This window comes from Oricola indica (genome assembly GCF_019966595.1).
Lineage (GTDB): Bacteria > Pseudomonadota > Alphaproteobacteria > Rhizobiales > Rhizobiaceae > Oricola > Oricola indica.
On record NZ_JAINFJ010000009.1, the window covers coordinates 1 to 24095 of the forward strand.

Here is a 24095-nt window from a genome sequence, read left to right on the forward strand (position 1 = left end):
GTAAGGGCTGATTGTTTATCAGACCCATCCTCATCGATAAGGAAGAGCATGGAGACGGGAGCTTAAAGCATGTGCTTGAGGTGTTTCCTCACGGTAGCGACACCAAGTCCAAGGGGGAGAAGGTGGTCTAACCTCCCCCACTTCTTATAGCTGAGTGGACCCGCACTGAGCCCCTTCCTTTTGTGTTTAACCGGACTGGGTTGCTTCCGGCTCCCGAAGCTGGGCGGCCACCTCAAGCACGACACCGCAAGCCAACCGACCTTCTGTGCTCGCGAGGTCTCCAGCCCCTTGCTCCGCCATCCCGACTCGACCTAAGGCTTTCCACGCGGCGACACTCCACGACCAAGACAGGAGGTCTACCGCCGTGTCCAGCCGCCACAAGCGCCGCCCGAAGCTCCTTGAGACGCAAGCCGCCGAGTTCGTCTTCGAGGCCGCCGAGTTCCACCGCAAGCTCTCTAGGCACCTCATTGCATTGAAGCCGCAGGAGGCTCAGTACCGGGCAATCCTTGCGCTGTCCGAAGAGGTCTTTCGTGCCGTGGCGCTGGTCTCAGAGGAGACGCCTCCTTGGGCAGTCTCTAAGCCCTCCGAGTGGTCTCAGAGTGCCATCGGGACAGAGGATGCCGAGGAACAATAGACCCCCGGCACCCGCTGTGGCAGTCTCCAAGCCGTAACCTAAAGACCGGCCACGTGAGCGGTGATGAGCGGATACGAGAAGTCTCCCGACTATGGTGGCCCCGAGTTCAACCTCAGGCGGACGCTATTCTGGTTTGCCGTTGTGGTGGTCGGAATGGTTGTCATTAAGTGGCTGGTCTTCGGACGGCCTTTTTGACTCCTCAAGCGCCATTGTCAGAAGGTAGGTGAGGAAGTCTTTGCGCTCCCTCTTGGAAAGGAATAAAGCGAATTCGATTGTAGTAGTAAGTTCCATTGGGTTGCCCTCTAGCTAACCCGATGAAGTTGCGAGGGGTCCGGCGAGTGCTTGTATTGCAATAAGCCGTAGCAACTAGTTGTATTGTATGGGGTGTTTGGGGGATTTCGATGAGGTATTTTCGAGCAGCGTTTGGCGTTATTGGTCTGTTCGCTCTTTACGGCTGTGTCACTGAGACCGCTCAGTTTACACCTCTTGACGGACAAACCGCCTTGGTCCGCGACGGACAGCCCGCGATAGTCTCGAAGAAGCCGGGGTCAATTCTGATCGTGCAACCGGCGAAGGAAGGGTTTCCTCAGGGGAGCCGACCCGAGTATGTCATCGGGCTCTTCAATCCTGGGACTGAGCCGCTTGCGTTCTCAGTGGCAAACATCCGCGTCAAGCAAACGCTGGAGACTGGAAAGCCCCATAAGCTCAAGGTGTTCACCTACGAGCAATTGGTGGCGGAAGAGCGCTCCCGGCAAGTCGCCACGGCCATCCTTCTTGGGGTAGCCGCTGCCGCTGACTCCTACTCAGCCTCGCAGGCAGGCTACTACAATTCCACATCCACCGTTTACACCCCAAGAGGCACCGCAGTTGTATCGACCACGGGATATAGCTCAACGGCTGCCGCTATCGCCCAAGCAAGCGCGACGGCAGAGAGCAACGCACGGATGGACAGCGCGATTGAAAGCGGGCGGCGAAACCTAGCGAACCTGCGCAACACGATCCTGAAGGACCACACGTTGCTTCCCGGCGAATGGTATGGGGGCAAGCTGCAATTCGAGCCTCCCAAGAAGCAAAGCACGCCGCAGCAAAGCTATCAGATTACCGTCTACATTGGTGGGGACGCTCACGTGTTCGACATCAAGCAGGGTGACCCAACCAAGTAGCATGGCGGCAATCCCGGACGCGTTCAAAGGGTCGTAAATTCGACATCTGGAGTAAACGTGGCGGCGCTCGCGTTTCCCCCCGTGGCCCCTCCCGCTGCCAGAGAAAACGATCATAGGTCCCCACCCCATGGCGTGAAGGTGTGCCGGGGGCGTCTTGCCCTTCCTGATTTCGCCTTTCTCGTGGAATTGTCAGGCACAACGTTCCTTGACGTTTGACAAATGAACTCCTACCTTGGTGCCAGACGCCATTTGGAGGGCCGAACGATGAAGCGATATGTGGTCTACACGCGAGTGAGCACCAAGGAGCAAGGCAAGAGCGGCCTAGGGCTGGAGGCCCAGGAGCGGGACATTGAGATATTCCTTGAGAACTACTCGGAGGAGCCGTGGGAGGTCATTGGCCGCTTTCAAGACGTACTATCCGGCAAGAGCGACGACAGGCCCGAACTCATGGCGGCGCTGGAGATGGTCCGGCAGACCGGCGCGGAGCTTCTGGTGTCGAAGCTGGACCGACTGAGCCGCAAGGTCTCTTTCGTGTCGGCCTTAATGGAAGACCCTAAGGTGCGGTTCCGCGTGGCGCAGATGCCGCAGGCCGATGAATTTCAACTCCATGTCTACGCGGCGCTGGCGGAGCAAGAACGGAAGTTCATCTCCAAGCGGACCAAGGCGGCGCTAGCCGCAGCTAAGGAGCGTGGCGTGAAGCTCGGCGGTCTAAGAGATGAGACCATGCGGCGTAACGAGGTCCTCAAGGAGAAGGCGGACAGGGAAGCGGAGCGCTTGGTAAAGGTTATCCGACCGATGAGAGAGGGAAGAGCAACCCTCACCACCATAGCGGAGACCTTGCAGGACATGGGGATACCGACCTCAAGGGGCGGACGTTGGACCGCCAAGCAGGTGAGCCGAGCGCTGGAGCGGATGGAAGCCAAGAAGTGACCCTACGTGTCTGCTGTAGGAACGTATTTTCCGGCCAACAGGTCATCAATAACTGACGGATCGGCACCCAAACGCCGTGCCGCAGCATGAATCCGCTGGTTGTCCTGCGGGGCTGAGGCCAAGGGATAGCCCCTCCTTGCGGCCTCCTCTGTAATGTGGGTCATCTCCACCATCATACTTCTGATTATCAAGTCAGGTGGTTTGATCGGCGTATTCTTGTAGAAAGCAGCAACGCCAAGGACGTAGAGCTCATCCCATTTCGCCAGTAGGCGGCCTTCGCTCCAGTCAGCCATGTAGGGGTTCCGCCGGTAGTCAAGTCTCCACCGCTCGTGGGCACGCATCCTCTCGGGAACCGGCTCAATCTCTACAAACTTATTATCCTCGAATTCGGTAGAACCTTTGGGCTCGAAACCATTCCAAGTGCTCCACCGTGCAGCTATCAAATCCAAGACGGCCTGCTTCCACGGATACAGGTGAAGCTCCGGCCCATCCACCTCTACTATCGGAAAGGTGACACGGCCTTCGTGCATCGCTGCATGGCGCTCCGAAATGTAGATGACCGCATCAATGTGCCGATATTTGGGGTCGCCAGTTTTGACGCCCCGAGCAAGCTCTCGAAGGAGCAACTGTGAGGTAACCTCAGGATCATATTGTGCGTGATCTTCATTGACCAGTATCACCACGTTGACGCCGTTGGTCCTCACGCGTCTGTCGTCATGCGCGGCAAGCTGTTTGTTCGCTTTTTGTAGGTGTCGCCCGAAAGGTTTGCCAAGGCGCTCCACCATCTGGTTTGTCAGCTCATCGCCATCTGGAAGATGTTTTACAATCGACTGTAGCGGCCACTTTCCGAAAAATAGAGGCCAGTTCGGATCATTCCTCTTTTCATTCATTTCCGCGTCGAGTCGCGGCTGCGGATCGCCTTCGAGGGTCTTGATTTCCACCACCAAGAGGCCCCGTAAGCATTCGAAGTCTGGGCGGGTGTATTTATCCCCGTCCAAGTCGAGCGATTTGCCACCCATCGCCGTTTCAAGGAAGCGCTCTATCCGGGGGGTAATTGGCTCTGCATCCCCGGTTCTTTCAAACCGGTATTCGGGGCGATTATCCATCGGACGCAAGCAGGGCTTCCCGGAGTCTCCCCAAGACCTCGCGTCCCTTAGGCGTCAGCCTAGCGACCTTCTCCCGCATGTTGTCTGGAGCGATCTCGGTCTCAACAAGGCCCGCTCCAGGTCTCCCACGCCGCACCCCTTTCCCCAAGCTCCTCATGTCATGCGAGACCCGCGTGAAGCTCCGCCCTGTAGCCTCGCCAATGGCCCGCAATCGGACGCCCTCGCTCATGTCCTCACGGCTCTCCAGCATCGCGACAGTCAGGAAGGTGTCCACGTTGGCTGCGGTGAGGTGGCGGCTGGTATCGATGAGGATTTGGTTGGCGCGAAAATAGCTCGTGAGGAGCGCGTTGGGGTCGTTAGTCATGGCCTTACGAGGTCCCTTGGTTCGATGTCTCGGAGTCGCGAAGTTCGAACGACCAGGTCACCACTCGGAGTCCCGATCATTAAAGCTATATGAGAGTCCCGAAGGTGATTGCCAATGGTGGAGGCGGAGATTGCCAAGCAGAGGGGAGACGGCATGTCTATCCGCAATATCGCTGTGGAGGTGGGGTTCTCAAAGGCGACTGTGCAGAAGCTGGTCGGAACACCATAGTTCTCATAGTGGACGGGTAGAAGCGCCATCGTTAAGGCGCTATTGATAGCAGTCCAACAACATGAATAGTGGTAGTCATGCCAGATCGGGAATTTTTAGAGAGTTACCCTCTCTACCGGAAGTTTCGTTACGAGGTGCCTAATTATACTAATGGGCTATCCAAACCTCGCATTAATATGGAGTGTGAAGACTGCGGGAAATTTGAAACCTTCGTCATGGTCAATGATTACTGGGAGGTCACGAGAGTCGTGAACACCTCGACGAGCGGAGAAATTTTTAGGCTGCAATATGTATGTGCCTCCTGCCAAAAATTCGAAAGATACTTCATAATAAAGATAGACGAGGAACGAGGCTGGATATCTAAAGTTGGACAATATCCACCTTGGAGCGTTAAAACTGACGCCAATCTGTCTGCGCTCTTAGGTGAGCATAAAGACTATCTGGCTTCCGGCTTGATACTGGAGTCTCAGGGGTACGGAATAGGGGCGTTCGCGTACTACAGGCGGATTGTCGAAGAGACAATTGATGAGCTCTTATCTGATGTCGGAGAGCTGCTAGCGGGCGAAGAGAAGGAAACCTACCTCACAGCACTTTCCGCCGTTAGAAAAACACGAGTTACTGCTGAGAAGATAGACCTAGTTAAAGACCTATTGCCGCCGATATTAAGGCCTGATGGGATGAATCCACTGAGAGCTCTACACGAGGCGCTCAGCGAAGGCCTCCACGCGCAAACGGACGAAAACTGCCTTACGCAAGCGATGATTATTCGGGAGCTTCTTGTCTATTTGGCAACCCAACTCGCAGCTAGCCGAAATGCCGCGAAGTCTTTCACCGATAACATGCGAAAGCTCTTGGACGCGAAAACCTCCAAATCCTAAACGCTACACTATCCGGCAATGCTCAGCAGACTCCTTCCTCCATGCAGCCAATGGAAGTCTAGCCGCCCAAGGTCCCATTGCACATAGACCCGGCTGAACACCTGAAGCATCGCCGCGTTGGCCGCAGGGTAGTCCAGGTCGGATTTGGAAAGCTCCCTCACCAAGTCCTCAAGGCGCTGCTTGCGGGTAATCGGATTACGGACGGCTTCAAGCTCCTCCAGCTTCTCCTCCTCCTCCCGGACCTCAGCGAGCCTAGCCTCAAGCTCCCTGAGCCTTTGCCGGACTCCCTCCGCCTCGCCTTCCGCAAGGAAGTCCACGAGCTTCTCAATCTGGCCTTGGAGGGTCTCTCGCTCCTCCGCCCGCCGGGCCTTCACGTCTGCTACCGTCTTGGAGCCCCTTGGTGCGCTCTTCGCTAACTCCGAGGCCTGTCCCACAATGGCGGCCTCAAGGTGGTCGATCCTTACACCGTGATACTCGCAACCGGCTCCCGCCTTGGCCTTAGTGCAGACTAGGTACGGATGGCCGCATTTAGGCCCGGACCCTTTGTTGACGCGGGTCATGGAGCTCCGGCATCGGGGGCACCGAGCGAGGCCCGCCAAGAGGTGGGAGACTCCCTTGGAATTCCTTAGCCGCACCGAGGGGGCACGCCGACCCTCCCGCATGGTCTGGACGCGAGCAAAGACCTCAGGCTCCACAACATTGGGGAAGTAGTCCTCCACGGGTTCCTGAGGCTTCCTCGTGCGCTTGCCCTCCACGTATTCGATGGTGTGCGGGGTGAACCGACCCACCACCGCCGGGTTCTCCAGTATCTTCACCACGTAGGAGCGATGCCAGAAGGCCGCCCTCCCGAACGGCTTGACACCATCCTTATTGAGACCATCGGCGATGCCATGAGTCCCCTTCCCTTCAAGATACTCTCGGAAGATACGCTTCACCACCTCCACCCGCTCTGGGACCACCTCATAGGCCCGCCTGTCCTCGCGAAGCTCCAGCCACCCCGGAGCAAGCTTGGTCATTGGTCTCTTACGGGATGCATTCGCCCGCTTGGCGGTCCATGCATTGCGGAGGCGGTGGGACTTAGTGGCACTCTCCTCATGGGCACGGATCAAGATCACCACGGCTTCCAATAGATCAAAGCCGTTACCCTGTGCCGACTCCTCCCCGTAGACCCGCCCTGTGGAAACGGTGACCACACGGATGCCGGACTTAATGATGTTTCGGAGAAGCGACACCGCATCCCACGGGTCATCGCGGCTCATGCGGTCCAAGTTCTCCATGAGGAGGTACGAGCCGGGAGGCACTAGCCCCGTGCGGACGGCTTCAAGGAACTCACCAAGCTTGCCGCCGTGGAGATTGGCACCACGGAACGCGGAGACCCCGAGGTCTAGGAAAGACCTGTTGTCGAGCTTGAGGCCATGCTCACGGGCGTACCGCGCGGCCCCGTCTGTCTGACGCCTAAAGCTGTCACCACGCTGTTGCTCTGGAGTAGAGAAGCGTAGGTAGGAAAAGGCGAGCGGGGCAGTCGAAACGCTATGCGTGTTCATCGGGCTTTGCAGCAGGAACTTTAGCCGGAAACTCATAGATGAATTTGAGGAGCATCTCGATGAAGGTGATTAGCTCGGTGGCATCAGCCTCCGTCATCGCCGGAATCTCGTGAGTGGCCTCATTCCCACGCTTCCGAATGTGATCTACCCAACCACGACCATGAGGCGGGACATACCCACTGCTTGAGAGGAATTCGACGTATTGTACAAAGCTCTGTCCAGCGTTCGCCCCTTGAGTAACCGCGATGTTCATCAGGAGTTTTCTAGAAGCCAAAACTGAGGCTGTGAACGCACCCACCGAGATGCATCTTCGCGCTTCCACGTACAGCCCATCTACATCGCTTGGAACTTCCGCAACGTTGTTTCCGGGAGCAACTGCCGGAGTGCGGCTCTCATCGCAGAAGTACGTAGGCTGCTCGCAGAGTGGACAGATATATATATACCCGTTGTCTGAGTTGCCGGGAATATAGTTTCGGGAGAAGAACCCTTGATTGCTCGCGATTTTGTTTTCACAAAAGCCGCACTGATAACTTATCGACGTTAGGCTCGACCGATTTACCCAGTCTGCGTCCATGTTGTCCTCCTATTCCACCGCTAGCGCACAATCAGCATCGTAGGTCTCTTGTCAATAATATGCTGATGGTCGGGCCGCCCGGATCCGGCAAGTCGATGCTGGCCCAGCGCCTGCCATCGATCCTGCCGCCGCTGACGCCGGCCGAACTGCTCGATGTCTCGATGATCGCCTCGATCGCCGGCCAGCTTGCCGGCGGCAAATTGTCGGATCGCCGTCCCTTCCGTGCGCCGCATCATTCCGCCTCCATGGCGGCGATGGTCGGTGGCGGGCTGCGCGTCAAGCCGGGCGAAGTTTCTCTCGCCCACAATGGCGTACTGTTTCTCGACGAGTTTCCCGAATTCACGCCACAGGTGCTCGATTCGCTTCGCCAGCCGCTGGAGACGGGTGAATGTGTCATCGCCCGCGCCAATCACCGCGTCTCCTATCCGGCGCGCATCCAGCTTGTCGCGGCGATGAATCCGTGCCGCTGCGGCATGGCCGGTGAGCCCGGTCACACATGCGCGCGCGGGCCGCGCTGCGTCGCCGATTATCAGGCCCGCATCTCCGGCCCGCTGATGGACAGGATCGATCTGCGCGTCGAGGTTCCCGCCGTCACGCCTGGTGATCTGATACGCTCCCGCCCCGGCGAGCCGAGCGCGTCGGTCGCCAAGCGTGTCGCTGCCGCCCGCGCGATCCAGACGGAGCGTTATGAAGCGCTCGCGATAAAGGGCGTCACCACCAACCACCACTGCCCGACGGCACTGATCGAACAGGTCGCGGATGTCGATGCCGGAGGGCTGCAACTGCTGAGCGATGCCGCCGACAGGATGAAGTTTTCGGCGCGCGCCTATCACCGCATCATGAAGGTTGCCCGCACGCTGGCCGATCTCGATGGTGCGGCGCAGACGGGCCGCATCCATGTCGCCGAGGCGATTTCCTACCGCATTGCCGGCGAGCGGCTGGCGTCCGCGGCATAGGTTCTCCAGCCGGACAGCACGGTCATCGCAGGCCAAGCAGGGCCGGAAGCGCCCGCATGTCGTCGAACAGAATGGCGCCCGCATCGGCGAGGCCCTCGGCATCGGTCAGCGGATCGGCGGTGTAGCCGAAGACGCGCATGCCCGCTGCCTTGCCGGCCAGCGCGCCGGCCGGGCTGTCTTCGATTACCGCGCAGCGTTCGGGCGGATGGCCCAGTTCGCTCGCGGCAAACAGGAACAGGTCGGGCGCGGGCTTGCCCTTCTCGACCATCCATGCCGAATACAGGACGTTCTCAAACAGTGGCAGGAGCCCTGAAACGCCGAGCGTCAGGTGCATCTTCTCGACCTTCGCCGATGAGGCGACGCAATAGGGCGTGTCGATGGCGTTCAGATAGAGGATGACCTCGCGCACATGCGGGATGGCCTCCACGCCGGCGGAAAAAAGGTCCGGCAGGCCGGCCAGCCAGCGGTCGGGGAAATCCGCGCCGAGATCGATCCCTTCTTCCTCCAGCAGAATGTCGCGGACGCTCTTCATGGTGCGGCCCATGAAGCGCTTGCGGCATTGTGCCATTGTCAGGTCCAGGCCGTGCTCCGCGATGATCGCTGAAAGCCGCTGATTGGCGACGGTTTCGGTATCGACGAGCACGCCGTCGCAGTCGAAGATTACAAGTTCGGGGGGTGTCATTTGGGGGTGTCCGTCAGTGGGTGCCCGTCGAGCCGAATCCGCCACCGCCGCGTGTCGTCCCGGAGGCCAGTTCGCCTTCCGTGACGGCGACCTGCGTGACCGGAGCGATGACCATCTGGGCGATACGCATGCCGCGCGTGATTTCGAAGGGATCCGTCCCGTGGTTGATCAGCAGAACTTGCACCTCGCCGCGATAATCGGCGTCGATCGTGCCCGGCGTGTTGAGGCAGGTGATCCCGTGCTTGAGAGCGAGGCCGGAACGCGGCCGGATCTGGCCTTCGTGGCCGGCCGGAATCTCGAAAACGAAACCGGTCGGCACGAGCGCCCGCGCGCCCGGCTGCAAGGTCAACCGCATGTCGTCGGCCACAGCCGCGCGTAGATCCATGCCGGCGGCCTCCTCGGTTTCGTAACCGGGAAGGGCGATCCCGTCGCCATGCGGCAGGCGGATGAGTGTCAGGGTTGGAGACGTCATTGCGGCTATCTGCCGCGCCCGCCCGTCTTCCGCAAGCGAAAGACGCAGCAATTCTGTGAGCAACGTCTCACATCGGGAGACTCACGCCGCCGCCGCTTCCAGCGCGGCGATGTCGATCTTCTGCATGGTCATCAGCACCGGCCAGACTTTCGACGCCTGCGGGCCGCTGAAAAGCTCGGCCGCGCGTTTCGGCACGATCTGCCAGGACAGGCCGAACCGGTCCTTGCACCATCCGCACTGGCTTTCCGCGCCGCCGTCGGCGGTGAGCGCCGCCCACAGGCGGTCTGTCTCCGACTGATCTTCGGTGCTGACCGAGATCGACACGGCTTCGGACAGCTTGAAATGCGGTCCGCCATTGATCGCCTGATAGGGCGTTCCGGCCAGGGTGAACTCAACCGCAAGCACCTCGCCCGGCTCGCCATGCGTCGCGTTCTCGATATGGCGGCTCACATGGTCGATGCGCGAATCCGGTATCAGGGAGCAATAGAACTCCGTCGCGGCAAGCGCCCCGTCATCGAACCACAGGCAGGTCTTGACCTTCCGCGTCATGTCGGCGTCCTCCCTGGTTCAGGATCTGGCGATTGTCTCGAAGCCGCCGAAGATCAGCCGCTTTCCGTCGAAGGGCATCTCGCCGAGACGTTCGAAAATCGAGGGATCGTCCTCGAACTTTTTCCAGCCCGCGTCGCGTGCTTCCTTCGAGGGCCATTCGACCCAGGAGAAGACGACGACCTCGTCATCCTTCTTCTTGACGGCCATCGGAAACGACGTGACTTCGCCATCCGGCACCGTCTCACCCCAGCAGTCGACAACGGATGTCGCGCCCAGACTTTTGAAAACCTCGGCGGTGCGTTTCGCATATTCGAGATATGCCTCTTTTCCATTCGCCGGCGCCGCGGCGACCATTCCGTCTACATAGGTCATGATGCTTGTCCTTTAGTGCTTGGCCGCCGAAGCTATTGGCTGCCTTCCTTGTTTGCGCCTTTGAGAAGCGCGACGATCGCCATGGCGTGGCCGTGGCCGAGCCCGAAATCCTGCTTCAGCCAGTCGGTGATCTGCGTCGCCTTCACGCCCGGGGCGAGCCCGGAGCTGCCGGTGAAGCCTTTTCGGGCGGCCATCGCCTTGAAATCCGCCGGTGATTTGCAGGTCTTGGCCTGTATGTTGTCGAGATATGCTCGGAAAGACATCGGGTTGTCCGCCTCCCTTGCCTCAGTTCATCGCCTTGGAACCGGTGAAATTGATCATCCACGGCGTACCGAACCGGTCGGAGAACATGGCAAAGCGTTCCGCCCAAAAGGTCTCCTCCAGAGGCATGCGCACGTCACCGTCCCTGGACAGGGCGTTGAAGATCCGCTCTGCCTCCTCAATCGAGTTCGCCGCCAACGAGATGTTGAAGCCTTGCGGCTTCGTATACCATTCGCCCGGCGCGTCAGAGGCCATGATATTGGCCGAGCCGAGCCGCATGTTCATGTTCATCACAAGATCGTCGCCGCCGGGCATTCGGCTTTCCGGGTCCGGCGCGTCACCATTCTTGAACACGCTGGTGATCTCGCCGCCGAGCGCCTCGGCATAGAACGTCATGGCTTCAAGGCAGTTGCCGTCGAAATAGAGATAGATGGTCGGTTCCATGCGGGTTCCTCTCGCAATGGCTGTGTGGATGAGGCGACTGTAGATCGAAGATAGATTGATATCAACGTATATTTGACGAAAAGATGCAGTCGTCGCCCCTCGTGATCGTGTTTGACAGCCGCGCCCGCGCCTGCGAGAAGCGCGGCAAGTTTTCACGGACACGACCATGGCCGAAAATCTCAAGGACGCCGTCGCGCGCCGTCGCACTTTCGCGATCATTTCCCACCCGGATGCGGGCAAGACCACGCTGACCGAAAAGCTGCTGCTGTTCGGCGGTGCGATCCAGCTCGCGGGTGAGGTGAAGGCCAAGCGCAATCGCGTGCAGAGCCGGTCCGACTGGATGAAGATCGAGCGTGAGCGCGGTATCTCCGTCGTCACCTCGGTGATGACCTTCGAATATGGCGGGCATGTCTTCAACCTGCTGGACACGCCGGGTCACGAGGACTTTTCCGACGACACCTATCGCACGCTGACCGCCGTCGATGCCGCCGTTATGGTGATCGACGCCGCGAAGGGCATCGAGCCGCGCACGCTCAAATTGTTCGAGGTCTGCCGCCTGCGCGATATCCCGATCGTCACCTTCGTCAACAAGATGGACCGCGAAAGCCGCGATCCCTTCGAGATCCTGGACGAGATCGAACAGAAGCTCGCGCTCGATACCGCGCCTGTGACGTGGCCGATCGGTCGCGCCAAGACCTTCGCCGGAACGTGGAACATGGCCGAGGGCACGATGCGCCGCGAAGACGCTCAGGTCGAGCCGGTAAAGGTCAATGGCCCGGAATCGGACGGTGTCTCGGGCCTGCTGCCGGAAAACGAGCGCGAGACCTTCATCGAGGAGGCCGCGCTCGCGCAGGAAGCCTGCCGCCCCTTCGACAGACAAGCCTTTCTCGAGGGCCATCTGACGCCGGTCTATTTCGGTTCGGCCCTGAAGAACTACGGCGTGCGCGACCTGATCGAGGCGCTTGGCGATTTCGCGCCGCCGCCGCGCGCCCAGGAAAGTGACAAGCGCGTCATCGAGGCGACCGAGCCGTCACTGACGGCCTTCGTCTTCAAGATCCAGGCCAATATGGACCCGAACCACCGCGATCGCATCGCCTTCGTACGCGTCTGCTCCGGTTCGCTCGATCGTGGCATGAAGGCGAAGCTCGTGCGCACCGGCAAGTCGATGACGCTGTCGGCGCCGATGTTCTTCTTCGCCCACCAGAGACAGATCGCCGACAATGCGGTTGCCGGTGACGTGGTCGGCATTCCGAACCACGGCACGCTTCGCATCGGCGATACGCTGACCGAGGGAGAGGATCTGCTGTTTCGCGGCGTGCCGAACTTCGCGCCGGAAATCCTCCGCCGCGTCCGCCTCGGCGATGCGATGAAGGCCAAGAAGCTGCGCGAGGCGCTGCAACAGATGGCCGAGGAAGGCGTTGTCCAGCTCTTCGTGCCCGAAGACGGCTCGCCGGCTGTTGTCGGCGTGGTCGGCGCGCTGCAGCTCGACGTGCTCAAGGAGCGGCTGAAGCAGGAATACGGTCTGCCGGTCGATTTCGAGGCCGCGCGTTTCAATGTCTGCCGCTGGATCTCGCATGAGGACCGGGGTCAGCTCGAAACCTTCATGCAGAAACACCGCGCCGCGATTGCACGGGACCTCGACGGCGACCCTGTTTTTCTCGCCGAGAACGCCTTCTCGCTCAATTACGAGGCCGACCGCGCGCCGGGCATGGTCTTCGACGAAATCAAGGACTATCAGATCCGCGCCAAGGCCGCCTGACCGCCGGTTGGCACGATGCGCTGTTCTGCCGCGCAAAGGCAGAAAGCTATGTCTTTGTTCCAGGCGGTCGGATGACTATCTGAGGCATGAACACAGATTTTGCGCCTTGGCGCGGTAACCGAAAAGGAGAGTATGATGAGCCTTCGTATCAACGACACAGTGCCGGACTTCACCGCAGAAACCAGCGAGGGAACGATCAGCTTCCATGACTGGATCGGCGATTCCTGGGCCATCCTGTTTTCGCATCCGAAGGATTTCACGCCCGTTTGCACCACCGAATTCGGTGCCGTCGCGCGCCTCGACGACGAGTGGACCAAGCGCAACACCAAGGTGATCGGCATCTCCGTCGATGGCGTCGAGGAACACAAGCAGTGGAAGAGCGATATCGAATCCTATGCCGGACTGCCGGCGAAGTTCCCGATCATCGCCGATACCGACCTCGCGGTCTCCAAGGCCTTCGACATGCTGCCCGCTGAATATTACCTTCCGGGCACGCCGACGCCGGCCGATAGCCAGACCGTGCGATCCGTGTTCATCATCGGTCCCGACAAGAAGCTGAAACTGTCGATGACCTACCCGATGACCGTCGGCCGCAACTTCGCCGAGGTTCTTCGCGCGCTTGATGCGCTGCAGACATCGACGAAAAACGCTGTCGCGACGCCGGCGGACTGGAAGATCGGCGAACCGATCATCATTCCGACCTCGGTCAATGACGAGGCGGCGAAAGAGAAGTTCGGCGAATTCGAGACGATCTTCCCGTATCTGCGCAAGGCAAACCTGCCGGGCTGATATCGGGTCGCATCAAGTTTGGAACCGGCGGCATTGTCCGCCGGTTTTTTCTTGCGCGGTTCTGACATCGCCGACGCGCCGGGTTAAGGGAATGGCATGAAGTCTCGCCGCTACGATGTCGTCATTCTCGGAGCCGGAGCCGCCGGTTTGTTCTGCGGCGTGGAAGCCGCTAGGCGCGGCCGTGCCGTGCTCGTCGTCGATCATGCGCGACAGCCCGGAGAAAAGATCCGGATTTCAGGTGGAGGCCGCTGCAACTTCACCAACATCCATGCGTCGCCGGCCAACTTCCTCTCCGCCAACCCGCATTTTTGCATTTCGGCCCTGAAGCGGTTCACCGCCGCCGATTTCCTCGCCCGCGTGGAGGAACGCGGCATAGCCTGGCACGAGAAGACGCTCGGTCAGCTGTTCTGCGACGGCTCGGCAAGACAGATCGTCGACATGTTGACCGACGATCTCGTGCAGGCCGGCGGAACGCTCGAACTCTCGACAAGCGTCGACGAGATCACGCGGCCGGGCGCAGCATTCGAATTGCGCCTGTCCACGGGCCCGGTCTCCTGCGCGTCGCTTGTGATCGCGACCGGCGGCAAATCGATCCCGAAAATGGGCGCGACCGGTTTCGCCTATCGTGTCGCCGAGCAATTCGGCCTTGCTGTCACCGAAACCCGGCCGGGTCTCGTCCCGCTGACATTCGAACCGAACCTCCTGGAGCGTATCAAGCCGCTGGCGGGCGTCAGCACGGAGGCGCGCGTTGCCCATGGCGGGACGAGCTTCGACGAGGCGTTGCTGTTTACCCATCGCGGCCTCTCGGGCCCGGCGATCCTGCAAATCTCGAGTTACTGGCGCGAAGGCGACGCGATCAGCGTCGATCTGGCGCCGGGCGATGATGTTTTCGCGATCCTGCGCGAAGCCCGCCAGTTGGCCGGCAAACAGGAGGCCCAGACCGTCCTCGCTAGAACGCTGCCGAAGGCGCTGGCGCAATTTATCGTCACAGAGGCAGGCGCCTCGGGCACGCTGGCGGAACTGAACGACGCCGCGCTGCGCCGTATCGCCGACACGATTCATCGCTGGAAGGTCAAGCCGTCCGGCTCGGAAGGCTATCGCACGGCCGAAGTAACGCTGGGCGGCATTGACACGGCCGGCCTCGATCAGAAAACGATGGAATCGAAATCGGTTCCGGGACTTCATGTCATCGGCGAGGCTGCCGATGTTACCGGCTGGCTCGGCGGCTACAATTTCCAGTGGGCCTGGTCGTCCGGCTGGGCGGCGGGACAGGCGGTCTAGATACCCGTCAACGTTTCAGATCGCCTCTTATCTGCTTGAGGTTCGCGCGATAGGTCTCGGCGTCCCCGTAATCGACAAACGCCTCGAAATGGTCATGCGGATCGGCGCTTCGGCGGGCATGCTTGATCGGGCACCAATATTGTTCCGTACGCCCGGCCACCTCGCGCACATAGGCGATCAGCCCGTTGGCATAACCGCAATAGACGCAGTTCAGCTTCTCGATCCCGTTCAGATAGGCGAGATGCTGCCGGTCGACGATGATGTGGTCGCGCCGGCGCACAAGCGGGATCCCGTAAATCCGGAAACAGACATGCTGGTAGAGCGTCACGGCCGCATCGAGAAAGACCAGCGGCACAATCAGCCCGTAGATCAGCGGTGCCGACAGGATGAAGCCGAGCGGCGCGCCGACGATGTATTTCACCAGTCCGATGCGATAGCGCCGCTGCAATTCGCGGATATCGCGTTCGAAACGCACCTTGCCGCGATGCAGCGTATAGCGGAAATGTTCGCGCTGTTCGGCGAGCTCCGTTTCGAATTCGGATTCGATCTCCTGCCGCGTGGCGCTCAACCGCGCCTGCAGGTCTTCGAGAACGGAACGTCCCATCGTCACACCTCATTTCGACAATGGGTGGACGATAGCACCGGGTGACCGATTGTCGATCCGGAAGAAATGGCCGCCGGATGGAGTGCCGGCGGCCATAAGTCCTAAACGGTGGCGGATTCCCGGATGAAGGAGCCGCTGCGAAGGTCGCGGAACGCCTGTTCCAGTTCCTCGCGGGTGTTCATCACGATCGGCCCGTGCCAGGCGACCGGCTCCTTGATCGGCGCGCCGGAAACGAGCAGGAAACGCACGCCTTGCTCGCCCGACTGCACGACGATCTCGTCACCGGTTCCGAAAACCACGAGCGTGCGGTTGCCCGACATGTCGCGCATATGGACTTCCTCGCCGCCGATTTCCTTTTCCACCAGAACGCCGAACGGTTTCGACGCGTCGCGGAAAGTCGCGGAGCCGGCGAAGATGTAGGCGAAAGCCGAGCGATAGGTGTCGATGGGCAATACCTTGCGGGTGTTCGGCGGAATCGAGATATCCAGATATTGCGGATCCGCCGCGACGCCATCGACCGGGCCGCGCTTGCCCCAGAACTCGCCAACCACGACACGCACGCGCGTTCCGTCGTCATCGATGATCTCGGGAATGTCGGTGGCGCCGATATCCTGGTAGCGCGGGGTCGTCATCTTCAGGCTCGACGGCAAATTCGCCCAGAGCTGGAAGCCGTGCATGCGGCCGCGAAAATCGCCCTTCGGCATCTCCTGGTGCATGATGCCCGAACCGGCGGTCATCCATTGTACGGAGCCGGGGCCGAGCGTGCCTGAATTGCCGAGGCTGTCGGCATGGTCGACCGAGCCTTCCAGCACATAGGTGATGGTCTCGATGCCGCGATGCGGGTGCCACGGAAAGCCGGCCTGGTAATCCTGCGGACGGTCATTGCGAAAATCGTCCATCATCAGGAAAGGGTCGGTCATTGACGGATCGCCGAAACCGAAGACGCGCTCCAGCTTGACGCCGGCGCCTTCCAGGGCGGACTGCGTGCCGGAAATATGTTTCACGGGTCGAATGGACATTTGGGGTCTCCTTGTTGCCCATAAGATAGGACGTTTCAGCCGTCGTTCACAGATTCCCGTATTGCGGACGCATTGTTCAGTCTCGGTGAACGCCGCACTCTTGGAACTTCGTTGGGGCCGATCCGTTTTGCTCTCAGACAAAAACGAAAGGAGACGACGATGTTCGACAGACCGGACCTTTCTTCCGAAGCCGACATGACGCCGGAAGCGATCGTGGCGGATAGCTTCTTCTCACGCGAGGAGAAACTGGCGCGTCTGCGCGACATGAAGCACGAGCTTTCCCGCAAGGCGGCTGACGGTACCGCCAGTATCGATGCGGTCGAAAACCGCATGGCCGCGATCAACATGGCCGTCTCGGAGGTCAAGCACGAACAGGCCGATGACGATACCGGGCAGGCGTTGGGGCGCATGCCGAACGCCTGACAGCTTAAACAGCCTCCAGCGGAACGCCCCTGTTTTCCTTGATCTCCTCCATCACGAAGGAGGCCGAGACATCGGCGGGCGGCACTGCGCGGATCAGTTTCTGGTAGAAACTATCAGAGGCAGGCATGTCCGCGACCCGCACCTTCAGCATGTAGTCGAGGTCGCCGCTCATTCGGTAGGCTTCGACCACATGCGGGATCGTGGCGACCGCGCGGCGGAACTTCTCCACACTCGCATTCACAACCGCTTCGGCTGAAACCGATCGTCAGTCCGCCAGGGTTTCGGCGACCAGCGTCGCCAGCCGCGCCGCGACCTCGTCCTTGGTCATTTCGGGCCACGGATCAGCGCCGTCTGCCGACAGGAGCGTGATGCGATTCCGGTCGCCCCCCATCACGCCGGTTCCGCCGATGCCGCTGTCGGGCGAGACATCATTGGCAACAATATAGTCAGCCCCTTTTCGCTTCAGCTTGGCGCTGCCATGTTCGACCAGCTTTTCCGTCTCGGCGGCAAAGCCGATGACGAGGCGCGGCCTGAGCGTTTCGTGATTGCCAATCCCGGCAAGGATATCCGGATTCTCGGTCAACGGCAGGTGCGAGGGGCCCTTGCCGCCTTCCTTCTTCATCTTCTCTCCGGCTTCGGTCGCCGCGCGCCAGTCCGCCACGGCGGCTGCGAAAATCGCCGCGTCGGCGGGCAGGTTGCTTTCCACCGCATCGCGCATCTGCCGGGCGGTTTCGACATGTGTCGTGGAAACGCCTGCCGGATCGGCGATCGTCACCGGACCCGCGACGAGCCGGACATCCGCGCCGAGCCGGGCCAGTGCCGCCGCGATGGCGTGGCCCTGCTTTCCGGACGACCGGTTGGCGATATAGCGCACCGGATCGATCGGTTCATGCGTCGGTCCGGAGGTCACGATGATTCTCTTTCCGGCCAGCGGCTTCGGAGATGCGTCCAGCATCGCTTCTATCGCCGCGACGATCTCCAGCGCTTCGGCCATGCGCCCGGTGCCGGCTTCGCCCGACTCGGCCATCTCGCCTGAATTCGGGCCGACAAAGCCGATCCCGTCCGCTTCGAGCATGGTGCAGTTTCGAACGGTCGCCGGGTGGCTCCACATATGCGGGTTCATCGCCGGCGCGATCAGGACCGGCGACCCCGCCGCGAGCAGGATGGTCGAGGCAAGGTCGTTGGCGAGCCCCGCCGCCATTTTCGCCATCAGGTCGGCGGTCGCCGGCGCGACGACGATCAGGTCTGTTTCGCGCGCCAGCCGGATGTGGCCGACATCCTGCTCGTCCTCCCGGTCGAACAGTTCCGTGAAAACCCTGTCTGCGGCGAGTGCGCCTACCGACAGCGGCGTCACGAACTCGGTCGCCGCCTTCGTCATCACCGGCCTTACTGACGCGCCGCGCTCGCGCAGGCGGCGGATCAGGTCGAGGCACTTGTAGGCAGCGATGCCGCCGCCGATGATCAGCAGGATGCGCTTGTCTTTTACGGGGCTATGTTCGATTCCCATCGATACCGGCGTCCGATCGTCGCGTGTTCCGGTCATGTCGCGGCCTTGCAGGTCGAGCAATTGTTGCGAAGTCGCGCCGATGGCTTCGGCCACTTTTTCGATCATGTCGGCGCGGATGGTCTGTTTCTTGCCGACGATCAGGTCGCGAAGGTAGGAACGCTCCAACCCTGCTTCCAGCGCGGCGGTTACCGGGCGCTTGTTTAGCTCAGATAACCGCTTTTTGACAAATTTTCCGATCTTGGACATGGGTTATTTCCAACTAAGTTGGAATAATCCAATCACAGAATGACTGTGCCGTAAAGATTTAGCTCACTTGCCAGGCGATCCAAAGCGCCGCCAGCGCGATAATCCAGAGCGCGACCCGTCCCGAGCGGGATTCCCGCGCCTCGGCCTTGCCGATGGCGTTGACCGTTTCGGGATCGAGTTTCATGCCGTGTTCGGCCATGTCGCCCACCTCGTGCGAGAGGCGTTCGGTGCGTTCGGCCAGATCCGGCAGCGTGCGTGCCAGCCGGCCCAGCGATTCCAGCCCGTTCCGGGCATCGGCCAGCATCGCGCCCGGTCCCAGATTGCGCGCGATCCAGTCGCCGACCACCGGTTCCGACGCCTTCCACATGTTGAAGCGCGGATTGAGCGCACGTGCGTTGCCCTCGACCACGACCATCGTCTTTTGCAGCAGAAGCAGCTCAGGCCGCGTCTGCATGTCGAAAATATCCGTCACCTCGAACAAAAGCGTCAGAAGGTTGGCCATCGAGATCGTCTCGGCCGGTTGTCCGTGGATCGGCTCGCCGATGGCGCGGATCGCCTGCGCGAAGGCTTCGACATCCTGGTGCGGCGGTACGTAGCCCGCCTCGAAATGCACCTGCGCGACGCGCTGGAAATCCCGCGTGATGAACCCGTACAGGATTTCGGCGAGGAACCGCCGTTCCTTAAGGCCGATTCGTCCGGCGATACCGAGATCGACGGCGACGATATCGCCTTTCGGATCGACGAAGAGATTGCCCGGGTGCATGTCGGCGTGGAAGAAGCCGTCGCGCATGGCGTGGCGAAGGAAGTTCTGCACCACTGCGTCGGCCAGTCGATCGAGATCGTGACCGGCCGCGCGCAGCGCGTCGATTTCGGACATCTTGATGCCGTCGACCCAATCGAGCGTCAGCACATCACGCCCTGTGCGCAGCCAGTCGACCGTGGGCAGGCGGAAACCCGGATCGTCTTTCGTGTTCTCGCCCATCTCCGACAATGCTGCGGCCTCGAGCCTCAGATCCATCTCGATCTTGGTCGATTGCGCCAGCGTCTCGGCGATGGCTACCGGGCGCAGGCGCCGCGAGGCAGGAATGTACTTTTCCTGCATTTGCGCAAACAGGAAGAACGTGTCGAGATCGCGTGCGAAACGCTGTCTGACACCCGGCCGAATGACCTTGACCGCGACCTTCCGCGTGGTTCCATCCGGATCGCGCACCGTGGCCGGATGAACCTGCGCGATGGAGGCGGCAGCCACCGGCTCACCGATCTCGACAAACAGCTCCGACACCGACTGACCCAGAGAATCCTCGATCCGTCGGATCGAGTCCTCCATCGGGAAGCTTTCCATGCGGTCCTGCAGATGCGCGAGGTCGAGCGCAAGATCAAGGCCGATGACGTCCGGTCGCGTCGCGAGGAACTGCCCCAGCTTGGCATAGGAGGGACCGAGCCTGGCGATCGCCCGCGTCATGCGCTCGGCATTGTCGAGCGAGCGGCTGCGCTTGCGCGCCAGCGCACTGGCGACGCCATGCGCGGTTGCCGCGGGACCGGTCAGCCCGTTCGCGGGAAAGCCCGCGATCACGCCTTCGCGCGCGAGCACCCAGCCGGCGCGGATCATCCGCAATGTCGCCATGAGGGTGTTCATGTGCTCAGAGCTTCCAACCCGAATGCAGCGCTGCGATCCCGCCGGTATAGTTGGTATAGGTCACCCTGGAGAATCCCGCATTGCGGATCATTGCCGCGAAATTCTCCTGATTTGGGAATTTAGCGATCGATTCCACGAGGTAGCGATAAGGCTCGCCGTCGCCGGTCACTGCCTGGCCGATACGCGGGATCGCGTTGAACGACCATTTCTCGTAGAGCGTTTCGAGAAGCGGTGCATCCACCTCGGAAAACTCGAGACACAGGAAGCGCCCGCCGCGTTTCAGCACGCGGTAGGCCTCGCCGAGCGCCTTGGGTATATCCGGCACGTTGCGGATACCGAAGGCGATTGTGTAGGCATCGAAACTCCCGTCCTCGAAGGGCAGGTCTTCGGCATTGGCCTCGACGAATGCCAGATTGTCGGCCAGCCCGCGCTTCTCCGCCCGTTCGCGCCCGACCTCCAGCATCGAACCGTTGATGTCGAGCACATCGACCTGGGCATTGCCGCGGGATGCCTCGACGATGCGAAAGGCAATGTCGCCCGTGCCGCCGGCGACGTCCAGCGAGTGCCAAGGCCGGTCTTTCGGCGGGTTGAGCGCCGTCACCATGGCGTCCTTCCAGACGCGATGCATCCCGGCCGACATCAGGTCGTTCATCACGTCGTAGCGTTGCGCCACCTTGTGGAACACGTCGTTGACGCGGCCCTGCTTTTCGCCTTCGCCCACCTGCGCGAAGCCGAACGACGTTCTCATCGCGCCGCCCGCTGTGGTTCTCGATTGCGACATGGGTCTGATCCGTTCGTGATGCCTCGGTTTTCAGGAACGTAGCCTATGCAGGCAAACGGGGCCATTGCGCAAGCCGTGCCATCATGTCACGGAGATTTGCCCTTTACGCGGAGATGTCGCCCATGGTCCTGAAAGCGGAAATCCACTGTCACATTGAAGGTGCGGCGAGTCCCGCTCTTGTCGAGGAACAGGCACGCAAATACGGCGTCGACATTTCCGCCATCATTCGAGACGGCTCCTATGTCTGGTCGGATTTCACGACCTTCCTGCGTGCCTATGACGTCGCGTCGATGCTGTTCCGCTGCGAGGAGGATTACGCGCTTCTTGCCGAGACCTATCTCGCCGACTTGGCCGGACAGGGCGCGATCTACTCTGAAGTCTTCATTTCCACCGACCACGCCGTCAATGCGGGGCTGACACCGCACGCATACATAACCGGTCTTGCTGAGGGCATTCGCCGCGCGCGGGAAAAATACGGCATCGAAGGACGGATGATCGCGACCGGTCTCCGCCATGAGGGCCCGGAAGCCGTGGAGCGGGCCGCCCGCTATATCGCCGCCAACCCGCACCCCCTCGTGACCGGTTTCGGAATGGCCGGTGACGAGCGCATGCATGCGCCGGAGGATTTCGCGCGCGCCTTCGATATCGCACGCGATGCCGGGCTCGGTATCACCGTTCACGCCGGGGAACTCGTCGGGGCCGAAAGCGTGCGCGGCGCGCTCGATCATCTGCGGCCGTCGCGTATCGGCCATGGCGTGCGCGCCATCGAGGATGCGGCCCTGGTGCGTCGTCTTGCAGACGAAGGTGTCGTGCTCGAGGTCTGCCCGGGCTCCAACATCGCACTGTCGGTCTTCCCCTCATACGGAGATCATCCTTTCCCTGCACTGCGCGACGCCGGCGTGAAGGTGACTTTGTCGTCGGACGACCCGCCCTTCTTCCACACGTCGCTCGCCGCTGAATACGAGATCGCGCGGACGCATTTCGGCCTCGACGATGACGCCCTGTTGGCTGTCACCCGGACCGCGCTCGAAGCGGCATTTGTCGACGAGGAAACGCGCAGGGAGCTGCTCGCCCGCCTCGGCTGACGGTTTGAGCCTTGGATAGCGGTCGATGACGGCTTCTTGCGGCTTTTCCCGCCGGTCGCGTGCCGCTAGGGTGACCGCACCATTCTTCTGCGAGGCACCCCATGGACAGCGTCACCGTCGTCGATCACCCGCTCGTGCAGCACAAGCTCACCTTCATGCGCAAGAAGGAGTCCTCGACGGCCGGGTTCAGGCGGCTGTTGCGCGAGATTTCGCTTCTGCTCTGTTACGAGGTGACACGCGAACTGCCGATGACGATGGAAACGATCGAGACACCGCTGGCCGAGATGCGGTCGCCGGTGCTCGAAGGCAAGAAGCTCGTTTTCGCCTCTGTGCTGCGTGCCGGCAACGGCCTGCTTGAAGGCATGCTCGATCTCGTTCCATCCGCCCGGGTCGCCCATATCGGTCTCTATCGAGACCATGAGACGCTGGAGCCGGTCGAATACTATTTCAAGGCACCGGAAGACCTCTCCGACCGCCTTGTCATCGTCGTTGACCCGATGCTGGCGACCGCCAATTCGGCCATCGCGGCAATCGCAAAACTGAAGGAACGTGGCGCAAAGGACTTGCGCTTCGTCTGCCTGCTCGCCGCGCCCGAGGGCGTGAAGAAGTTTACCGAGGCGCACCCTGACGTGCCGATCGTCACCGCGTCGATCGACGAACGCCTGAACGAGAAGGGCTATATCGTTCCCGGTCTCGGCGACGCCGGCGACCGCATGTACGGCACGAAGTAGCGGCCCGGCCGCTCCGACAGAGTGTTGCGATGGGCAATGCCATGCCTGACGAAAGACCTCGCCTGACGCCGTCGCAACAGCGGTTGCTCTGCCGATTGGCGGATCCGGAAGGCGGGCCGCTGGCAGCGGATGCGTTTCCCGTCGCGGAAATCGAACCGGTCCTGCATGCCGCGCGCGACCACAATGTCGAGCCGGTCGTGCTTCGCAAGATCGCCGGGATCGGACTGTCGGACAACGCGGAATTCGAGCACTACCGCTCATCGGCCGTCAGGGACCGCATGTTCCTGTCGGCGGTCACCAAGGCGCTGGCGGATCAGGCTTCGCGCATCGCGCGGGCGCTGGGCGAGGCAGGCGTTCCATATGCCCTGATCAAGGGCCAAGCCTTCGCCGAGGAGTTGTATCCCGACCCGTCGGACCGCCCCTATTCGGATATCGACATCCTTCTGCCGAGAGCTGCGTTGGCGCGCGCCGGGGAGATCATGCAAACGCTCGATTTCGTCCAGTTCAAGCGCCAGCATTTCGACAAGTCCGAGGCCAACGAGGAACAGAAATGGGGATATGGGGGCGACACCTCCCTTCTCGCCGAACTGCATACCGATATCGTTCATGTCCCGGCTTTGCGACGCCGGGTGTCTTTCGGGTTCGATGAGTATGATCTGGCGCGCGGCGGCGGCCTGTGGCCTGCCGCCGGGCATTTTGTCGTCGCGGTCATACATGCCGCCGCGGGCCACAAGTTCCATCAGCTCCGGCTGCTTGTCGATGTGCTTCAGGCGACTCGCAAACTGTCCGACGACAGCCTGCGCCATTTGGCGGACACCGTCTCGCGCCTGCACATCCAGCCCGAAGTCTCGATGTCGCTATCGCTGATCGACGGCCTTTTTCCGCAGGCGCTTCCCGATGGCCGGATAAAGGTCATTCGCGACGCGCTTCGCCTGCCTTCCTGCTGGAAAATCGTCACGCCTCAGGCGGTGCTGGAAGCGACGGGCGAAGGCTACTGGCGTTCGAAATTCCTGCGCCACGCATTCCGCTATTACCAGATGACACTCGCGCCGAGGCGAAGCCTGGGAGCTTGAGGCA

At 61.0% G+C, this 24095-nt stretch carries 26 protein-coding genes and 2 pseudogenes; 12 read left to right on the forward strand and 16 right to left on the reverse strand.

The annotated features are described in order from the left end of the window. Positions 1-364: 364 nt before the first annotated feature. The 3 genes from LC343_RS19035 (at position 365) to LC343_RS19045 (ending at position 2727) form a co-directional block, all read left to right on the forward strand. Positions 365-634, forward strand: coding sequence for a hypothetical protein (locus LC343_RS19035; protein ID WP_223478762.1), 270 nt, complete (start codon positions 365-367; stop codon positions 632-634). Positions 635-1035: 401 nt separating this feature from the next. After that, positions 1036-1797: a hypothetical protein gene (locus LC343_RS19040; protein WP_223478763.1), complete on the forward strand. Its 762-nt coding sequence runs from the start codon at positions 1036-1038 to the stop codon at positions 1795-1797. Positions 1798-2061: 264 nt separating this feature from the next. Continuing rightward, positions 2062-2727, forward strand: a complete 666-nt coding sequence (locus tag LC343_RS19045) for a recombinase family protein (RefSeq protein WP_223478764.1) — start codon at positions 2062-2064, stop codon at positions 2725-2727. A 2-nt stretch (positions 2728-2729) separates the two neighbouring features. Here LC343_RS19045 and LC343_RS19050 read toward each other — a convergent pair whose 3' ends face one another. Both LC343_RS19050 and LC343_RS19055 read right to left on the reverse strand, forming a co-directional pair. Continuing rightward, positions 2730-3833, reverse strand: a complete 1104-nt coding sequence (locus tag LC343_RS19050; protein WP_223478765.1) for a hypothetical protein — start codon at positions 3831-3833, stop codon at positions 2730-2732. Then, positions 3826-4197: a hypothetical protein gene (locus LC343_RS19055; RefSeq protein WP_223478766.1), complete on the reverse strand. Its 372-nt coding sequence runs from the start codon at positions 4195-4197 to the stop codon at positions 3826-3828. The genes LC343_RS19050 and LC343_RS19055 overlap by 8 nt, the downstream gene beginning before the upstream one ends. A 443-nt stretch (positions 4198-4640) precedes the next feature. Between LC343_RS19055 and LC343_RS19060 the strand changes: the two genes are divergently transcribed. Next, a complete protein-coding gene (locus tag LC343_RS19060; RefSeq protein ID WP_223478767.1) occupies positions 4641-5303 on the forward strand; it encodes a hypothetical protein in 663 nt (220 codons plus the stop codon). Between the two features lie 8 nt (positions 5304-5311). Here the strand turns inward: LC343_RS19060 and LC343_RS19065 are convergent, their stop codons facing one another. Together LC343_RS19065 and LC343_RS19070 are read right to left on the reverse strand one after the other, a co-directional pair. After that, positions 5312-6847, reverse strand: coding sequence for a recombinase family protein (locus LC343_RS19065; RefSeq protein WP_223478768.1), 1536 nt, complete (start codon positions 6845-6847; stop codon positions 5312-5314). Continuing rightward, positions 6834-7421, reverse strand: a complete 588-nt coding sequence (locus tag LC343_RS19070) for a DUF4145 domain-containing protein (RefSeq protein WP_223478769.1) — start codon at positions 7419-7421, stop codon at positions 6834-6836. The genes LC343_RS19065 and LC343_RS19070 overlap by 14 nt, the downstream gene beginning before the upstream one ends. Before the next feature lie 53 nt (positions 7422-7474). On the opposite strand from LC343_RS19070, the pseudogene LC343_RS19075 reads away from it, so the two are divergent. Beyond that, positions 7475-8377: pseudogene (locus LC343_RS19075) on the forward strand (YifB family Mg chelatase-like AAA ATPase); the annotation flags it as partial. 22 nt (positions 8378-8399) lie between these two features. Here LC343_RS19075 and LC343_RS19080 read toward each other — a convergent pair. The 6 genes from LC343_RS19080 to LC343_RS19105 form a co-directional block, all read right to left on the reverse strand. After that, positions 8400-9059 carry an HAD family hydrolase gene (locus LC343_RS19080; protein WP_223478770.1) on the reverse strand — a complete coding sequence of 220 codons (660 nt, stop codon included), beginning with the start codon at positions 9057-9059 and terminating at the stop codon, positions 8400-8402. A 13-nt stretch (positions 9060-9072) separates the two neighbouring features. Further along, a complete protein-coding gene (gene dut / locus LC343_RS19085; RefSeq protein WP_223478771.1) occupies positions 9073-9531 on the reverse strand; it encodes a dUTP diphosphatase in 459 nt (152 codons plus the stop codon). A gap of 81 nt (positions 9532-9612) precedes the next feature. Then, positions 9613-10080 (reverse strand): VOC family protein, encoded by a 468-nt coding sequence (locus LC343_RS19090; RefSeq protein ID WP_223478772.1) that lies wholly within the window; start codon positions 10078-10080, stop codon positions 9613-9615. An 18-nt stretch (positions 10081-10098) separates the two neighbouring features. After that, the gene (locus LC343_RS19095) at positions 10099-10452 is read right to left on the reverse strand and encodes a DUF1428 domain-containing protein (protein ID WP_223478773.1); all 354 of its coding nucleotides are present in this window, start codon (positions 10450-10452) and stop codon (positions 10099-10101) included. Positions 10453-10484: 32 nt separating this feature from the next. Further along, entirely contained in the window at positions 10485-10715 is a 231-nt protein-coding gene (locus tag LC343_RS19100) for a DUF4287 domain-containing protein (protein ID WP_223478774.1), read from the reverse strand. Positions 10716-10737: 22 nt separating this feature from the next. Beyond that, positions 10738-11157 (reverse strand): VOC family protein, encoded by a 420-nt coding sequence (locus LC343_RS19105; protein ID WP_223478775.1) that lies wholly within the window; start codon positions 11155-11157, stop codon positions 10738-10740. Positions 11158-11323: 166 nt separating this feature from the next. Here LC343_RS19105 and LC343_RS19110 point away from each other — a divergent pair, with 166 nt between their 5' ends. From LC343_RS19110 to LC343_RS19120, 3 genes are all read left to right on the forward strand, one after another. Then, positions 11324-12916 carry a peptide chain release factor 3 gene (locus tag LC343_RS19110; protein ID WP_223478776.1) on the forward strand — a complete coding sequence of 531 codons (1593 nt, stop codon included), beginning with the start codon at positions 11324-11326 and terminating at the stop codon, positions 12914-12916. Positions 12917-13051: 135 nt separating this feature from the next. After that, positions 13052-13705, forward strand: a complete 654-nt coding sequence (locus LC343_RS19115; protein ID WP_223478777.1) for a peroxiredoxin — start codon at positions 13052-13054, stop codon at positions 13703-13705. Positions 13706-13801: 96 nt separating this feature from the next. Then, positions 13802-14986 carry a BaiN/RdsA family NAD(P)/FAD-dependent oxidoreductase gene (locus tag LC343_RS19120; RefSeq protein WP_223478778.1) on the forward strand — a complete coding sequence of 395 codons (1185 nt, stop codon included), beginning with the start codon at positions 13802-13804 and terminating at the stop codon, positions 14984-14986. A 7-nt stretch (positions 14987-14993) separates the two neighbouring features. Here LC343_RS19120 and LC343_RS19125 read toward each other — a convergent pair whose 3' ends face one another. Further along, positions 14994-15590, reverse strand: coding sequence for a hypothetical protein (locus tag LC343_RS19125; protein ID WP_223478779.1), 597 nt, complete (start codon positions 15588-15590; stop codon positions 14994-14996). A gap of 101 nt (positions 15591-15691) precedes the next feature. Continuing rightward, entirely contained in the window at positions 15692-16609 is a 918-nt protein-coding gene (locus LC343_RS19130; RefSeq protein WP_223478780.1) for a pirin family protein, read from the reverse strand. A 159-nt stretch (positions 16610-16768) separates the two neighbouring features. Between LC343_RS19130 and LC343_RS19135 the strand changes: the two genes are divergently transcribed. Next, positions 16769-17032, forward strand: coding sequence for a hypothetical protein (locus LC343_RS19135; protein ID WP_223478781.1), 264 nt, complete (start codon positions 16769-16771; stop codon positions 17030-17032). Between the two features lie 4 nt (positions 17033-17036). Here the strand turns inward: LC343_RS19135 and LC343_RS19140 are convergent. From LC343_RS19140 to ubiE, 4 genes and pseudogenes are all read right to left on the reverse strand, one after another. Then, positions 17037-17261: pseudogene (locus LC343_RS19140) on the reverse strand (Lrp/AsnC ligand binding domain-containing protein); the annotation flags it as partial. Between the two features lie 36 nt (positions 17262-17297). Further along, on the reverse strand, positions 17298-18539 hold the full coding sequence (gene coaBC / locus LC343_RS19145) for a bifunctional phosphopantothenoylcysteine decarboxylase/phosphopantothenate--cysteine ligase CoaBC (protein WP_223478904.1): 1242 nt from the start codon (positions 18537-18539) through the stop codon (positions 17298-17300). A gap of 304 nt (positions 18540-18843) precedes the next feature. After that, a complete protein-coding gene (ubiB, locus tag LC343_RS19150) occupies positions 18844-20421 on the reverse strand; it encodes a 2-polyprenylphenol 6-hydroxylase (protein ID WP_223478782.1) in 1578 nt (525 codons plus the stop codon). 4 nt (positions 20422-20425) lie between these two features. Beyond that, positions 20426-21202: a bifunctional demethylmenaquinone methyltransferase/2-methoxy-6-polyprenyl-1,4-benzoquinol methylase UbiE gene (ubiE, locus tag LC343_RS19155; protein WP_223478783.1), complete on the reverse strand. Its 777-nt coding sequence runs from the start codon at positions 21200-21202 to the stop codon at positions 20426-20428. 122 nt (positions 21203-21324) lie between these two features. On the opposite strand from ubiE, the gene LC343_RS19160 reads away from it, so the two are divergent. The 3 genes from LC343_RS19160 to LC343_RS19170 all read left to right on the forward strand — a co-directional run bounded on the left by LC343_RS19160 (position 21325) and on the right by LC343_RS19170 (position 24091). Beyond that, entirely contained in the window at positions 21325-22287 is a 963-nt protein-coding gene (locus LC343_RS19160) for an adenosine deaminase (protein ID WP_223478784.1), read from the forward strand. A gap of 101 nt (positions 22288-22388) precedes the next feature. After that, entirely contained in the window at positions 22389-23018 is a 630-nt protein-coding gene (upp, locus tag LC343_RS19165) for a uracil phosphoribosyltransferase (RefSeq protein WP_223478785.1), read from the forward strand. Positions 23019-23059: 41 nt separating this feature from the next. Next, positions 23060-24091 (forward strand): nucleotidyltransferase family protein, encoded by a 1032-nt coding sequence (locus LC343_RS19170; RefSeq protein ID WP_223478786.1) that lies wholly within the window; start codon positions 23060-23062, stop codon positions 24089-24091. The last annotated feature ends 4 nt before the right edge of the window (positions 24092-24095 follow it).

What these genes read in the sequence shown, in the direction of transcription:
- LC343_RS19065 (WP_223478768.1), bottom strand. Translation starts at nt 6,847, where the DNA reads ATGAACACGCATAGCGTTTCGACTGCCCCGCTCGCCTTTTCCTACCTA.
- LC343_RS19090 (WP_223478772.1), bottom strand. Translation starts at nt 10,080, where the DNA reads ATGACGCGGAAGGTCAAGACCTGCCTGTGGTTCGATGACGGGGCGCTT.
- ubiE (WP_223478783.1), bottom strand. Translation starts at nt 21,202, where the DNA reads ATGTCGCAATCGAGAACCACAGCGGGCGGCGCGATGAGAACGTCGTTC.
- LC343_RS19170 (WP_223478786.1), top strand. Translation starts at nt 23,060, where the DNA reads ATGCCTGACGAAAGACCTCGCCTGACGCCGTCGCAACAGCGGTTGCTC.
- LC343_RS19045 (WP_223478764.1), top strand. Translation starts at nt 2,062, where the DNA reads ATGAAGCGATATGTGGTCTACACGCGAGTGAGCACCAAGGAGCAAGGC.
- upp (WP_223478785.1), top strand. Translation starts at nt 22,389, where the DNA reads ATGGACAGCGTCACCGTCGTCGATCACCCGCTCGTGCAGCACAAGCTC.
- LC343_RS19130 (WP_223478780.1), bottom strand. Translation starts at nt 16,609, where the DNA reads ATGTCCATTCGACCCGTGAAACATATTTCCGGCACGCAGTCCGCCCTG.
- LC343_RS19135 (WP_223478781.1), top strand. Translation starts at nt 16,769, where the DNA reads ATGTTCGACAGACCGGACCTTTCTTCCGAAGCCGACATGACGCCGGAA.
- LC343_RS19080 (WP_223478770.1), bottom strand. Translation starts at nt 9,059, where the DNA reads ATGACACCCCCCGAACTTGTAATCTTCGACTGCGACGGCGTGCTCGTC.
- LC343_RS19055 (WP_223478766.1), bottom strand. Translation starts at nt 4,197, where the DNA reads ATGACTAACGACCCCAACGCGCTCCTCACGAGCTATTTTCGCGCCAAC.
- LC343_RS19040 (WP_223478763.1), top strand. Translation starts at nt 1,036, where the DNA reads ATGAGGTATTTTCGAGCAGCGTTTGGCGTTATTGGTCTGTTCGCTCTT.
- LC343_RS19070 (WP_223478769.1), bottom strand. Translation starts at nt 7,421, where the DNA reads ATGGACGCAGACTGGGTAAATCGGTCGAGCCTAACGTCGATAAGTTAT.
- coaBC (WP_223478904.1), bottom strand. Translation starts at nt 18,539, where the DNA reads ATGGGAATCGAACATAGCCCCGTAAAAGACAAGCGCATCCTGCTGATC.
- ubiB (WP_223478782.1), bottom strand. Translation starts at nt 20,421, where the DNA reads ATGAACACCCTCATGGCGACATTGCGGATGATCCGCGCCGGCTGGGTG.
- LC343_RS19125 (WP_223478779.1), bottom strand. Translation starts at nt 15,590, where the DNA reads ATGGGACGTTCCGTTCTCGAAGACCTGCAGGCGCGGTTGAGCGCCACG.
- LC343_RS19100 (WP_223478774.1), bottom strand. Translation starts at nt 10,715, where the DNA reads ATGTCTTTCCGAGCATATCTCGACAACATACAGGCCAAGACCTGCAAA.
- LC343_RS19120 (WP_223478778.1), top strand. Translation starts at nt 13,802, where the DNA reads ATGAAGTCTCGCCGCTACGATGTCGTCATTCTCGGAGCCGGAGCCGCC.
- LC343_RS19105 (WP_223478775.1), bottom strand. Translation starts at nt 11,157, where the DNA reads ATGGAACCGACCATCTATCTCTATTTCGACGGCAACTGCCTTGAAGCC.
- LC343_RS19095 (WP_223478773.1), bottom strand. Translation starts at nt 10,452, where the DNA reads ATGACCTATGTAGACGGAATGGTCGCCGCGGCGCCGGCGAATGGAAAA.
- LC343_RS19060 (WP_223478767.1), top strand. Translation starts at nt 4,641, where the DNA reads ATGGTCAATGATTACTGGGAGGTCACGAGAGTCGTGAACACCTCGACG.
- LC343_RS19115 (WP_223478777.1), top strand. Translation starts at nt 13,052, where the DNA reads ATGAGCCTTCGTATCAACGACACAGTGCCGGACTTCACCGCAGAAACC.
- LC343_RS19160 (WP_223478784.1), top strand. Translation starts at nt 21,325, where the DNA reads ATGGTCCTGAAAGCGGAAATCCACTGTCACATTGAAGGTGCGGCGAGT.
- LC343_RS19110 (WP_223478776.1), top strand. Translation starts at nt 11,324, where the DNA reads ATGGCCGAAAATCTCAAGGACGCCGTCGCGCGCCGTCGCACTTTCGCG.
- LC343_RS19050 (WP_223478765.1), bottom strand. Translation starts at nt 3,833, where the DNA reads ATGGATAATCGCCCCGAATACCGGTTTGAAAGAACCGGGGATGCAGAG.
- dut (WP_223478771.1), bottom strand. Translation starts at nt 9,531, where the DNA reads ATGACGTCTCCAACCCTGACACTCATCCGCCTGCCGCATGGCGACGGG.